Annotated in this window: 11 protein-coding genes; 7 read left to right on the top strand and 4 right to left on the bottom strand. The window is 64.7% G+C overall.

Features of this window, described 5'->3' with window-relative positions; genetic code table 11:
- The 3 genes from AX702_RS18150 to AX702_RS18140 form a co-directional block, all read right to left on the bottom strand.
- Positions 1 to 393 (bottom strand): CinA family protein (locus AX702_RS18150; protein ID WP_066781848.1); only part of this gene is annotated, 393 nt, incomplete at its 3' end.
- Positions 390 to 920, bottom strand: a complete 531-nt coding sequence (locus AX702_RS18145) for a hypothetical protein (RefSeq protein WP_066781847.1) — start codon at positions 918 to 920, stop codon at positions 390 to 392. The genes AX702_RS18150 and AX702_RS18145, both read right to left, overlap by 4 nt.
- On the bottom strand, positions 917 to 2,041 hold the full coding sequence (locus AX702_RS18140; protein WP_066781846.1) for a bifunctional 2-C-methyl-D-erythritol 4-phosphate cytidylyltransferase/2-C-methyl-D-erythritol 2,4-cyclodiphosphate synthase: 1,125 nt from the start codon (positions 2,039 to 2,041) through the stop codon (positions 917 to 919). The genes AX702_RS18145 and AX702_RS18140 overlap by 4 nt, the downstream gene beginning before the upstream one ends.
- Positions 2,042 to 2,123: 82 nt before the next feature.
- Between AX702_RS18140 and dusB the strand changes: the two genes are divergently transcribed.
- From dusB to hflX, 7 genes are all read left to right on the top strand, one after another.
- The gene (gene dusB / locus AX702_RS18135) at positions 2,124 to 3,122 is read left to right on the top strand and encodes a tRNA dihydrouridine synthase DusB (protein ID WP_066781845.1); all 999 of its coding nucleotides are present in this window, start codon (positions 2,124 to 2,126) and stop codon (positions 3,120 to 3,122) included.
- Complete coding sequence (locus AX702_RS18130; RefSeq protein ID WP_066781844.1) at positions 3,122 to 4,186, top strand: two-component system sensor histidine kinase NtrB; 1,065 nt, start codon at positions 3,122 to 3,124, stop codon at positions 4,184 to 4,186. The genes dusB and AX702_RS18130 overlap by 1 nt, the downstream gene beginning before the upstream one ends.
- Entirely contained in the window at positions 4,183 to 5,628 is a 1,446-nt protein-coding gene (gene ntrC, locus AX702_RS18125) for a nitrogen regulation protein NR(I) (protein ID WP_066781843.1), read from the top strand. Before AX702_RS18130 ends, ntrC begins: the two co-directional genes overlap by 4 nt.
- Positions 5,629 to 5,680: 52 nt before the next feature.
- Positions 5,681 to 7,918 carry a sensor histidine kinase gene (locus AX702_RS18120; RefSeq protein WP_066781842.1) on the top strand — a complete coding sequence of 746 codons (2,238 nt, stop codon included), beginning with the start codon at positions 5,681 to 5,683 and terminating at the stop codon, positions 7,916 to 7,918.
- Between the two features lie 2 nt (positions 7,919 to 7,920).
- Positions 7,921 to 9,291, top strand: coding sequence for a nitrogen assimilation response regulator NtrX (gene ntrX / locus AX702_RS18115; RefSeq protein WP_066781841.1), 1,371 nt, complete (start codon positions 7,921 to 7,923; stop codon positions 9,289 to 9,291).
- Positions 9,292 to 9,373: 82 nt separating this feature from the next.
- Positions 9,374 to 9,907 (top strand): RNA chaperone Hfq, encoded by a 534-nt coding sequence (gene hfq / locus AX702_RS18110; RefSeq protein WP_269450410.1) that lies wholly within the window; start codon positions 9,374 to 9,376, stop codon positions 9,905 to 9,907.
- A complete protein-coding gene (hflX, locus tag AX702_RS18105) occupies positions 9,904 to 11,208 on the top strand; it encodes a GTPase HflX (RefSeq protein WP_066781839.1) in 1,305 nt (434 codons plus the stop codon). Before hfq ends, hflX begins: the two co-directional genes overlap by 4 nt.
- 10 nt (positions 11,209 to 11,218) lie before the next feature.
- Here hflX and mazG read toward each other — a convergent pair whose 3' ends face one another.
- On the bottom strand, positions 11,219 to 11,986 hold the full coding sequence (gene mazG, locus AX702_RS18100) for a nucleoside triphosphate pyrophosphohydrolase (RefSeq protein WP_066781838.1): 768 nt from the start codon (positions 11,984 to 11,986) through the stop codon (positions 11,219 to 11,221).
- Positions 11,987 to 12,044 lie beyond the last annotated feature (58 nt).

Genomic DNA, 12,044 nt, shown 5'->3' with positions numbered 1-12,044 from the left:
CTTTTCGGCGCGCGCGAACACCACGGTTCCGACGGGCTTCTTCTCACTGCCGCCGCCCGGACCCGCGATACCGGTGATGGCGACCGCGACATCGACGCTCGTCGCCTCCAGCGCGCCTTGCGCCATGCTCCAGGCAGTTGCGATGGACACCGCGCCAAAGGTTTCAAGCACGTCGCCGGAGACATGCAGGAGCGCCATCTTTGCCTCATTGGCATAGCTGACGATGGAAGCTTCGAGCACATCGGAGGAGCCGGGCACTTCGGTGAGCGCCGCCGCCACAAGGCCACCGGTGCAACTCTCTGCCACGGCGACACGGCGACCGGCCGCGCGATTGGCCTCGACCACGCGGGTTGCAGCGGCAACCAGGGCATCCGGAAGGAGGCTGTCGCTCATCGCTCGGCCGCCGAGCAGACGGGAAGATCGGGCACATCGCGCACCGCTGCGGTTCCCCTGGCCTTCTCGCTCTTGAGATGCTGCAGGCTGGCCACGACGATCCCCGCGATGTTCCTGGGCGCCAAGGGCTCAAGCAGGGTGACGAGCCGGTCGATGGTGCCGCAATCGGACGTCTGTACCCGGCCCACGATCTGTGGCGCGATCAGGGCAGTGATCAACGGACGGGCGTATTCGGATTGGAGCAGGAGCATCGAGACGCGAGGATCGCTGAGCTTGGCAATGGCAGCACGCGCCGCCGGCCAGGCACGATCCGCTTCCGCCTGATAGCGATCGAGGAACGGGCCAGACGTCCGACGGACCAGGCTGGTGGCGGGCAGCGACGTACAGACCCGGCCGGTTTCCAGAATGATGTCCGGCAAGGCGACCAAGGTGATCGCCTCCGCTTCTGCTCTCTTGAGGCAAGGCGTTTGCGCCAGCGCGGTGCTCGGCAGGGTGAGCAGCACGAGAGCGGCGAGGAAGCGCCTCATAGCTGCGCCATGGGCAGGCGGATGGTGGCCGCCGCCTGGGTCGCGATGCCTTCGCCGCGGCCGGTGAAACCCAGGCGTTCTGTTGTTGTTGCCTTCACGCTGATGCGATCGGTCGAAAGGCGCAGAAGTTCCGCGATCCGCGCACGGATCGCCTCCCGATGCGGGCCGATCTTGGGCGCCTCGCAAATGATCGTGAGATCGACAAACGTGATTTCACCACCCTTTGCCGTGACCAGCTCTGCCGCATGCCGCAGGAACTGGCCGGACTCCGCACCCCGCCACTGCGGATCGCTGGGGGGAAAGTGGGAGCCGATGTCACCGTCAGCGATCGTGCCGAGCACGGCGTCGGTCAACGCGTGCAGGGCAACGTCGGCGTCGCTATGGCCGGAAAGTCCCTGTGCGTGCGGGATCAGGACGCCGCCCAGCCACAGCTCCTCGCCATCTTCCAGGCGATGAACATCATAGCCGGTCGCGGTGCGAGTTTCCCACCCCAGCCGGGCTTCGGCCGCGGCGAAGTCGCCCGGCCAGGTTACCTTTTCAAGCATCGGGTCGCCCTGCACCAGTGCGACTGATCCGCCAAGGGCGCGCACCATCTGCGCATCGTCTGTCGGCTCCTCCCCGGACCAAGCCGCATGGGCACGGCGAACCATATCAAGTTGGAAAGCCTGCGGGGTTTGAACGCGGGAGAGGCCGTCGCGGGGCACATTGGTGCCGTCAGCCGCGACCAGCGTATCCGTAACCGGAAGCACCGGTACCGCGCCATCTGCCGTATTGAGCGCAGCGACGAGACGATCGAGAACAGCGACGGTGGGGAAGGGGCGTGCGGCATCGTGGATGAGGACGGCATCCGCCGCGCCGGCCGCCGCCAGTCCATTGGCGACCGAGGCACGACGCGTTGCGCCGCCAACCACGGCGCGTGCTCCGGGCAGTGCCTTGCGGAAAAGCTGCTCATGCTCTGCCCCGATGACCACGACAACGTCATCGATCGCGGGATGGGCGGACAAAGCGGCATAGCTCCATGCCAGCATCGGCTTGCCGGCGAGCGGCGCGAACTGCTTGGGCAGCGCGCCGCCAGTTCGCTCGCCTTTCCCGGCGGCCACAATCAGCGCAACGGTCTTCATCGCTGCGCCCGTAGCGATAACGGACGCGCCTTGCCAGCGCTCCCGTCATCGCTTACCTGCCTGTTTTTCAGGCAAACGGTTGATGCGTATCCTCGCCCCCATTCAGATCGGCCCCGTTCGGATCGAGGAACCGGTCGTTCTTGCGCCCATGACGGGCGTTACTGATCAGCCCTTCCGGACGCTGGTCCGCCGATACGGCTCCGGACTGAACGTCACGGAGATGATCGCCAGTCAGGCGGCCATCCGCGAGACACGCCAATCGATCCAGAAGGCGGCCTGGCACCTTTCCGAAGAGCCCGTTTCCATGCAGCTGGTAGGCTGCACCCCGCATGAGATGGCCGAGGCCGCAAAGCTGGCGGAGGAAAAGGGCGCGGCGATCATCGACATCAACATGGGCTGCCCGGTGCGCAAGGTGACCAGCGGCGATGCCGGCTCGGCACTGATGCGGGATCTCAAGAATGCCGGGGCGATCATCGACGCGGTGGTGAAGGCAGTCGCTGCGCCAGTGACCGTCAAGATGCGCATGGGCTGGTGCCACGATAGCCTGAACGCCCCCGAGCTTGCGCACATTGCGGAAGATCTCGGCGCAAAGATGATCACGGTGCACGGGCGCACCCGGAACCAGATGTACAAGGGATCGGCGGACTGGGGCTTTGTCCGCAAGGTCAAGGATGCCGTCGCCCTTCCGGTGATTGTGAATGGCGACATATGCTCGGTCGACGACGCCCAAACGGCTTTGGCGCAATCGGGCGCCGACGGGGTAATGGTCGGCCGCGGGGCTTATGGCCGGCCGTGGCTGCTCGGCCAGGTGATGGACGCGCTGGCCGGCAGGTCGGTCCGGCCTGACCCGTCGCTGGATGAACAATATCACCTGATCGTCGAGCATTACGAGGCGATGCTCAGTCATTATGGCGCCCTGACCGGCGTCAACATGGCACGCAAGCACATCGGCTGGTACACCAAGGGCATTCACGGTTCGGCGGAGTTCCGCAACGCCGTGAACAAGGAGCCGGACGCCGAAGTGGTGCTGAAGATGCTCGCGGAATTCTACGCGCCGTACCGGAGCCGCGTGGCGGCCTGATGCTGACGCGGCGGGGGCCCGAAGCGCACGAACTGCTGAGCGCGCTTCCGGTCGCGCTCATGGTCGTGGATGCGGAGGGGCGCATCGCGCAGGCCAATGCGGAATGCGAGTTGCTGCTGAACCTGTCCGAACGCGCCATGCGCGGACGGTCCGTCGGCGAGGTGCTGGCGCTGCCCGAGGAAGCGGTGGGGCAGGATGGACGGGCATTCAGCGCGTTTGATCTCGCTCTGGAGACGGCGCGCGGACACCGGCTGCGCGTCGATCTGGCTGCGGTCGAGCTGACCGACCATCCCGGCTGGCGCATGATCACCCTTCACAATGCCGCAAGCTCGCGGCGGCTGGGCGTCTCGGCGGATCGGGCGGCAGCGGCGCGATCCGCCGTCGGTGCGGCCGCAATGCTGGCGCATGAGATCAAGAACCCCCTGTCGAGCATCCGCGGTGCGGCCCAGTTGATTGCGGACGGCGTGGACGCGCAGGTTATGACGAAGCTGGTGATCGACGAGGTGGATCGCATCACCGCTCTGATCGACCGGATGGAGGACTTTACGGACACGCGGCCGCTCGCCGTGGAGCCGCTCAACATCTACCCACTGCTGGCCCATGCCCGCGACGCCGCGCAGGCGGGATTTGCGCGCGGGATCACGATCGAGGAGCGCTTCGACCCTTCGCTGCCGCGCGTTCTCGCCAATCGCGATGCCTTGCTCCAGGTGCTGATCAACCTGATGAAAAATGCCGCGACTGCGCTAGGTGAGCGCGGAGAGCGGCGGATCACGCTCACCACATCCTACCGGCACGGCATGTCGATCGCGCCGGCGCCGGGACGCCCGCGATTGCCGTTGCCGATCGAGATTTGCGTCGTGGATACCGGACCCGGTGCGCCGGAGGATATCGCCGAGCATCTGTTCGATCCTTTCGTGTCGAGCCGGCCGGAGGGGAAGGGGCTGGGACTGGCGCTGGTCGACAAGCTGGTGCGCGACATGGGCGGGATCGTGCAATATTCGCGCGAGGGGACGCCGAACGAAACGGTGTTCCGCATCCTTTTGCCCCGGGCTTCTCATCGGTGAGCGGTGGAAACGTCCTGCTCGTCGATGACGATGACGCCATTCGCACGGTCGTTGCCCATGCGCTTCGTCGTGCTGGCCATCAGGTGAGAACGGCTGCCAGCGTAGCGGATCTGGACCGCGAGCTGCAGCAGCGATTGCCCGACGTGTTGCTGACCGATGTCGTGCTGCCGGATGGTGACGGGATCGAGATCGCCGCGCGACTGAACGAGACCTCGCCCGAGGTGCCGGTGATCGTGCTTTCTGCGCGAAACACACTGACTACGGCAGTGCGGGCGAACGAGGCGGGGGCTTACGATTACCTGCCGAAGCCGTTTGATCTCGACACGTTGACCCGAACGGTGGCCGCGGCCCTGGGTCGGCGAGGCGCCGACCTGCCGACGCATGTCGAGGACGAGGACAAGAGCCTTCCCCTGATCGGGCGGTCGCCGGCGATGCAGGAGGTCTATCGCGTCATCGCCCGAGTGGTGTCCAACGACCTTACGGTGCTCGTGTCCGGTGAATCGGGAACCGGCAAGGAACTGGTCGCGCGGGCGATCCATGATCTCGGGCACCGGCGTGCGGCGCCGTTCGTGGCGATCAACATGGCGGCGATTCCGCGCGAACTGATCGAAGCGGAACTGTTCGGTCACGAGCGCGGCGCCTTCACCGGCGCGGCACAGCGCACGGCCGGCCGGTTCGAACAGGCGGCCGGGGGAACCTTGTTCCTTGACGAAATCGGGGACATGCCGATCGAGGCCCAGACGCGCTTGCTTCGAGTGCTGCAATCGGGCGAGTTCACCACCGTCGGTGGTGCCAGAACGATCCGCGCCGACGTCCGGATCGTGGCGGCGACGAACCGCGAGCTTCAACAGGCGGTCGCGACCGGGCAGTTCCGCGAGGATCTCTATTACCGCCTGAACGTCGTGCCGATTGCCCTGCCGCCGCTGCGCGAACGGCGGGGCGACATCGCCATGCTGGCGCGGCATTTCCTGGAGCGGGCGGCTGAATCCGGTCTGCCCCGCAAGACGCTGGACGGAAATGCGGTGGCATCGCTGGAGCAGCACGATTGGCCGGGCAACGTCCGGCAGCTTGAAAATCTAATGCGGCGGCTCGCAGCCCTATCACGCGACGACCAGATCTCCGCCGGCGAGATCAACGCGATGATTGGCAACGGTCAATCGGTCGCCTGCCCGATGCCGGATGTCGGGCTGGACGCGGCGGTGCGGGCCTATCTCGACAGGCTGGCCAAATCAGAGCCAGCGGTGCTGGACGACGGCACGCTGTACGACCGACTGCTCGCCGAGGTGGAGCGGCCGCTCATCGAGGCCATGCTTGCGCGGCACGGGGGCAACCAACTGCGGGCTGCGCGCGCCATCGGGCTGAACCGAAACACGCTGCGAAAGCGGCTGGATATGCTGGGCATCGATCCCGCGCCGCGACCATCTGCGCACGAGCTGCGATAAACCATCCGATTATGTGTTTTCCCTGCAACACTATTGTTGTAGCCTTGCTTCGATGAACGCCGGTTTGGCACCAGCGATTGACCCGGCCCTCGCGCCGAAACGCCTGACGGTGACCCCCGTCATGGAGGCGGGGGTACTCGGCATTGCGATCAGCATCGCACTCGCCACTTATTATGTGATCGCGCACACCGGACGATCGGAAGGCCTGATCGCGCCCGGAATCATCGCGCTTCTGCTGGTGGCGAACCTGGTGCCCGGCGTCGCACTGATGATGCTGCTGGGGCGACGCATCGCGCGCAGGCGCGCCGCTCGGTCGCCGGTAGGCGGGGAGGGGCGGCTTCATGTTCGCCTGGTCGCACTCTTCTCGATGGTGGCCGCGGTGCCGATGGTGCTTGTCACCATCGCGGCGTCGCTACTCTTCCAATACGGCGTGCAGTTCTGGTATTCGGATCGCGCGCGCGGCGTGTTCGAGAATGCCACGTCCCTGACGCGGACGTCCTACAACCAGATCCTGCAACGGTGGGAAGAAGCCACCGTCACCATGGCGACCGACATCAGCCGGGAACTCGAAGAGCGCGCCATCGACGATCCGCGGTTCGGCGCCTTTCTGTTCCAGCAGACGTATTTTCGCAGTCTTTCGGAAGCGCTGCTGTTTCAGGTGTCGCCAACGGGTGAGCTGCAAACGCTGGCGTTCGTGAATCCTTATGATCTCGATCTCGCGCGCCAGGTATCGGCCGATGCCGTCGGGCAGCTGCGTCGCGGCCAGCGCAGCGTGGTGACCGTTACGGGTGATCGGATTCAGACCGTGACGCGGCTTCCGGGCTCCGAGCGGGTGTATCTGTATGCGGCCCGGGTGACCAACCCCAAGGAAATGACGACGCAGACGGAGCGTGCAGAGGCCGCGCTTGCCAATTATCGGACCCTGCTGGTTCGTGCGCGCACCCTGCAACTTCAGTTCAACGCGGCGCTTCTGCTGCTGTCGCTCCTGATCGTTTTGATTGCAGTGTGGATCGCGCTGGCAGTGGCGGACCGCCTGGTGCGCCCCGTGGCTGAACTTGTTGATGCGGCGCGTAGGGTCGAGCGCGGGGACCTGTCAGCGCGCGTACCGGAAACCCGGGCCCGTGATGAAGTCGGTACCCTGTCCCACGCCTTCAACCGAATGACGGAGCGGCTGGAGGAACAGAATACCGCGCTGGTCACGGCGAATTCGCAGCTCGACAATCGGCGTGCGCTGATCGAGGCGGTGATGTCGGGCGTGTCGGCGGGAGTCATCTCCATCGCGCCGGATCGCACCATCCGACTCATCAACAGCTCGGCGCAGACGCTGCTGGGGCTGAACGACACACCGATCGGCCGACCACTTGCCACTGTTGCGCCGGAGCTGGACGCGCTGCTGGAAGGCACGGCGCGCGAGGCGATCATCCAGCTGACTGCCGCCGGCGAGGCCCGGACGTTGGCGGTTCGCATCGCCCGCGACGGCACCGGCCCCATCCTGACCTTCGACGACATCACCCAGCAGTTGCTTGATCAGCGCCGCGCCGCCTGGTCGGACGTGGCACGTCGGATCGCTCATGAGATCAAGAATCCGCTGACCCCCATTCAGCTTGCCGCGGAAAGGCTCCAGCGGCGATACGGCAGCAAGGTGGAGGAGGGGGACACGACCTTCGCGCGGCTGACGGAGACGATCGTTCGGCAGGTTGGCGATTTGCGGCGGATGGTGGATGAATTCTCCTCCTTTGCGCGCATGCCGAAGCCGGAGTTCCGGGAGGAATCTCTGGTCGATGTCGCGCGCCAGACCATGTTCCTTCATGAAGTGGCGCATGCCGCCATCCACTTCGAGATGCGGCACGATGAGCCCGGTCCCATGCTCGTCTGCGATCGTCGCCAGATCGGCCAGGCCCTGACCAATATCGTCAAGAACGCTGTTGAGGCGATCGAAGCGGCTGGGCGCGGCGGCGGCGAAATCTTGATGGAAGTGACCGAGACAGGGGGACGTGCCGTTATCACCGTGGCGGATGACGGGGTCGGGCTACCGGCGGAGCGCGACCGCATTGTCGAGCCTTATATGACGACACGGTCGCGGGGTACGGGACTTGGCCTCGCGATCGTCAAGAAGATCGTGGAGGAACATTTCGGAACGATTTCCTTTGCCGACCGTCCCGGTGGCGGGACGCTCGTGACGATGACCTTTGACACCACCATGCTGGCCGGACTGATCGGCCAGGAAGACACCGCAAGCGACACAGACGGCGGGGAATTCGCCGCGCTTACCCGAAATCGGACTGCATAATCATGGCGCTAGATATCCTCGTCGTCGATGACGAACTCGACATCCGCGAACTCGTGTCCGGCGTTTTGGAAGACGAAGGGTATGAGACCCGAACCGCGGCCGATAGCGACGCGGCGCTCGAAGCGATTGCCGCTCGCCGCCCGAGCCTGGTCATCCTGGACGTCTGGCTCCAGGGATCGCGCCTCGATGGCCTCGACCTTCTCGCCGAAATAAAGCGGCGTGACCCCTCCATTGCGGTGCTGGTGATCTCCGGCCACGGCAATCTGGATACCGCTGTTGCCGCCATTCGACAGGGCGCGGCGGACTTCATCGAAAAGCCGTTCCAGGCCGAACGATTGCTGTTGATGGTAGAGCGGGCGACGGAAACCGAGCGCCTGCGCCGCGAATTGGCGAGCCTGCGGGTCTCGGCCGGTCGCGATACCGATCTCACCGGCAGCTCGGGCGCCATCAACACCGTTCGCGCCACGCTGAAGCGGGTGGCCGCGACGGGAAGCCGTGTCATGATCGTCGGACCGGCAGGCGTGGGAAAGGAAGTGGCCGCGCGCCTGCTTCACGGCTGGAGCCAACGCGCCAGCAGCCCCTTTGTCGTGGTCAGCGCCGCCAACATGACCCCGGAACGTGTGGAGGAGGAGTTGTTCGGGGTTGAAGAGGGGGGTGATCTTGTTCGCCCGGGCCTCCTCGAACAGGCGCATGGCGGAACGTTGTTCCTCGATGAAATCGCTGACATGCCGATCACGACGCAGGGCCGCATCCTGCGCGTCCTCACGGATCAGAGCTTCACCCGGGTCGGCGGCACGCGCATCGTGAAGGTGGATGTTCGTGTCGTCTCGGCCACGGGGCGCGATCTGACACAGGAAATCGCCGAGGGACGGTTCCGCGAGGATCTCTACTATCGGCTCAACGTGGTGCCCGTTTCCATTCCGCCACTGTCGGAAAGGCGAGAAGACATTCCTGCGCTGGTCGAGCATTTCGTGGCGCATTATGCCGCCGAGCGGCGGGTCAGCACGCCCGAAGTCGCGACAGAGGCCATGGTCGCCCTGCAATCCTACGATTGGCCGGGTAATGTTCGCCAATTGCGCAACGTGGTGGAACGAACGATTATCCTGGCGCCCGGAGACCGGCTGGGCCGGATCGATGTGGACCTTCTGCCGGCCGAAGTTCTGGGTGATCAGGGCGGCGGGGGCGGTGGCAATGCCATCATGGGTGCGCCGCTTCGCGAGGCCCGCGAAACGTTCGAGCGCGAGTATCTGAAAGTTCAGATCCGCCGGTTCTCGGGCAATATTTCCCGTACGGCGACGTTCATCGGGATGGAGCGTTCTGCCCTGCATCGCAAGCTGAAGCTGCTTGGCATTACGGACACCAAGGACGATTGAGCCGCTGGACCACGACCGAGCGGCCTCCTACATAGCGCATAGCGCGCTGTATGGGCCGCAACCCGACGCCGGGCACCGGCGCATCGCGGAGCAAACTCCGCCAAAAACGAAAGGGCATCGACCTATGGCCGACAAGCAAAGCTCGCTGCAGGATCTTTTCCTCAACGCATTGCGTAAGTCCAAGACTCCCGTCACGCTGTTCCTTGTCAAAGGCGTCAAGCTGCAGGGAATTGTCACGTGGTTCGACAATTTTTCTGTCCTGCTTCGTCGCGACGGGCAAAGCCAGCTGATTTACAAGCATGCGATTTCGACGATCATGCCGGGCGCCCAGATCGACGTTCAGGCGATCGTCGACCAGCTAGGTGAACAGGGCCGCAAGCAGCCGCTGCTTCAGGAGATCTTCCTGAACGCCGTGCGGAAGTCGGAAGATTCGGTGACGATGTTCCTGGTGAACGGTGTGATGTTGCAGGGCCAGATCGCTGCATTTGATCTCTTCTGCATGCTGCTGCAGCGGGACGGCACGTCGCAGCTCGTCTACAAGCATGCAGTGTCGACGATCCAGCCGGCACGGCCGCTCAATCTGGCGGACGAGACTTCGGGTTCGGAGGACGATTGAGCAACGGCTTCGATCGCGATCGCGAGGAATTCGCACGCGGCGCGCGTGCGGTCATAGTCTATCCCGATCTGGGCGGGTCATCCCGCGACGCAGAGGCGCGTCTGGAGGAGACCGCCGGCCTCGCCGCGGCGATCGGGGTGGAGGTAGTTGACCGCCAGGCCGTGCGCGTTCGCACGCCGCGCGCCGCGACGTTGATCGGCTCTGGCCAGATCGAGCAGCTTGGCGTCCTCGGCCGACAGGAGGAGGCGTCGTTGTACGTTTTCGACGCGGCGCTCTCGCCCATCCAGCAGCGGAACCTGGAGACTGCGCTCGAGGCCAAGGTGATCGATCGAACGGGATTGATCCTGGAGATCTTCGGCGAGCGCGCTGCGACGGCCGAAGGTCGCCTGCAAGTGGAGCTCGCGCACCTCGACTATCAGGCCGGCCGCCTGGTGCGCAGCTGGACTCACCTCGAGCGGCAACGCGGCGGTTTTGGCTTCCTCGGCGGTCCGGGCGAGACTCAGATCGAGGCGGATCGCCGGTTGATTCGGGATCGCATGGCGCGGCTGCGGCGGGAGCTTGATCAAGTGACCCGGACCCGCGGTCTGCATCGCGAACGGCGGCAGCGGGCACCTTGGCCAGTTATCGCTCTGGTCGGCTATACCAATGCGGGAAAGTCCACCCTGTTCAATCGGTTGACCGGCGCGCACGTGATGGCGGAAGATCTGCTTTTCGCCACGCTTGATCCGACATTGCGCCAGATCAGCCTGCCCGGCATCGACAAGGCGATCCTGTCCGACACGGTCGGGTTCGTATCCGAACTGCCGACCCAATTGGTCGCGGCGTTCAAGGCCACGTTGGAAGAAGTGGTGTCTGCCGATCTGCTCGTCCACGTTCGTGATGTCGCGCACGCTGACACCGTGGCGCAGAAGGTGGACGTGGAGGGCGTACTTTCGGAACTTGGCGTTTCGGACACCACGCCGCGGATCGAGGTATGGAACAAGGTCGATCTTCTCGACGCTGAGGCGCGCGAGGAGCTGCTCGGCGAGGCTGCCCGGCGCAGCGATGTCGTGGCCTTGTCAGCCCTGAGCGGGGAGGGAGTGGACACGTTTGTGCGGTCACTCGCCGACCAGCTTACAGCAGGGCATCAGCGGTTTTCCATCACGCTCGATCTGGGCGACGGGGCCAGCGCCGCCTGGTTGCACCAGCATGGGGAAGTGCTCGATCAGACAATCGAGGGTGATCAGGCCATCTATGAAGTAAGAATGTCCGCCAAGGACTTCGAAAGGTTCGCTGAGCGCAGGTCAGGCGGACAGGATTAGCAGGAAAGGCTTAGCCCGCCTTTTCCTGCTGCTTGACCGCAAGCCATAGCTCTTCCTGATCGCTCAGCGCGCGGCCGGCGATGGAACCTCCGGCCGCAACTTCCATGGCGACGAAGCGGCGTTCAAACTTCATATTGGCTTGCCGGAGCGCTGCCTCCGCATCTACGCCGAGATGGCGAGCCCAGTTCACGACCGCGAAGAGCAGATCGCCAACTTCCTCGGCCCGATCGCAAGTCGCGGCAGCCGCGACCTCGTCAAGCTCTTCGTCGATTTTAGCGCGCGGGCCCGCCGCGTCGGGCCAGTCGAAGCCTACCCGGGAAGCGCGCTTCTGAAGCTTCTCGGCGCGGAGTAACGCGGGCAGGCCCAGCGCAACACCGCTCAGCGCACCGCCGTCCGCCTTGGCTGCCCGTTCCTGTGCCTTGATCGTTTCCCATAGGTGGTGGCCACCTTCGTCGGCGTTGCCGAAGATGTGCGGATGACGGCGCTCCATCTTGTCCGAAATAGCGGTCGCGACATCATCGAAGTCGAACGCGCCTTGTTCCTCGGCGATCCGGGAGTGAAAGACGACTTGCAGCAGGAGATCGCCGAGCTCATCCTTCAGGTCGCCCAGATCATGGCGCGCGCACGCGTCCGCCACCTCATAGGCCTCTTCGATGGTGTAGGGCGCGATCGTTTCGAATGTCTGCTGAACGTCCCATTCGCAGCCGCGCACAGGATCGCGCAATCGGGACATGACCGATCGGAGCCGAGTGATGGCGGAGGGTGCTGGCTGGCTCATGTGCGTGTTGCTGCCACTTAGAGAAGACACATTCGTCGCCAGATAGAACTGACACACC

This window comes from Sphingomonas sp. CCH5-D11 (assembly GCF_001557395.1).
GTDB lineage: Bacteria > Pseudomonadota > Alphaproteobacteria > Sphingomonadales > Sphingomonadaceae > Sphingomonas.
This window is presented reverse-complemented; position numbering and strand designations above follow the sequence as displayed.